The organism is Zestomonas carbonaria (genome assembly GCF_904061905.1).
GTDB lineage: Bacteria > Pseudomonadota > Gammaproteobacteria > Pseudomonadales > Pseudomonadaceae > Aquipseudomonas > Aquipseudomonas carbonaria.
Window position 1 is genome coordinate 1 of record NZ_CAJFCI010000027.1, and the last position, 912, is coordinate 912.

At 70.7% G+C, this 912-nt stretch carries 1 protein-coding gene; it reads right to left on the reverse strand.

All coding sequences use genetic code 11. The annotated features are described in order from the left end of the window. Positions 1-47: 47 nt before the first annotated feature. On the reverse strand, positions 48-912 hold an 865-nt coding region (locus PSEWESI4_RS05745; protein WP_235978879.1), incomplete at its 5' end, for a pyruvate kinase.

Sequence of the window (912 nt, forward strand, 5' to 3'; positions counted from 1 at the left end):
CGCTCGGGGTGGAACCTCGGCTCCACTCTCCACCTGCGCCATGGCCTTCACGGCAACGTCTCGATCCTCAGCGTATTGGTGCTGCCGGGTTGCCCGAAGGGGATGCCGGCGGTGATCACCACGGTGTCGCCGGGCTTGGCCAGGCCCTGGGCCTGGGCGGCCTGGAGGGCGGTGCTGCTGACGGCCTCGACCTGTTGCAGGCGTTCGTTGATCACCGAGTAGATGCCCCAGGCGACGGTGAGGCGGCGGGCGGTGTGCCGGCTCGGGGTGAGGCTGAGGATGGTGGCGGTGGGCCGTTCGCGGGAGGCGCGCAGGCTGGAGGTGCCGGACTCGGTGTAGTTGACCAGGGCGGCGACCGGCAGGATGGCGCTGATGCGGCGGATCGCGCAACTGATGGCGTCGGAGGCGGTGGCTTCGGCCTGGGGGCGGCCGACGTCGAGCTGGGCCTGGTAGTCGGGGCCGTTCTCCACCTGGCGGATGATCTTGCTCATCATCTGCACGGCTTCCAGCGGGTAGTCGCCGGAGGCGGTCTCGGCGGAGAGCATCACCGCATCGGTGCCCTCGGCGACGGCGGTGGCCACGTCGGTGACCTCGGCGCGGGTCGGGGCGGGGGAGAAGCGCATGGATTCGAGCATCTGCGTGGCGACCACCACCGGACGGCCGAGGCGCCGGCAGGTGGCGATGATGTCCTTCTGGATGCCCGGCACGTGCTCGGCCGGCACTTCGACGCCGAGGTCGCCCCGCGCCACCATGATCGCGTCGCACAGCCGGGCGATGGCCTCGACGTGCTGCACCGCCGAGGGCTTTTCGATCTTGGCCATCAGGAAGGCCTTGTCGCCGATCAGCTCGCGGGCCTCGACGATGTCCTCGGGGCGCTGCACGAAGGACAGCGCCACCCAGTCGACGCCCAGC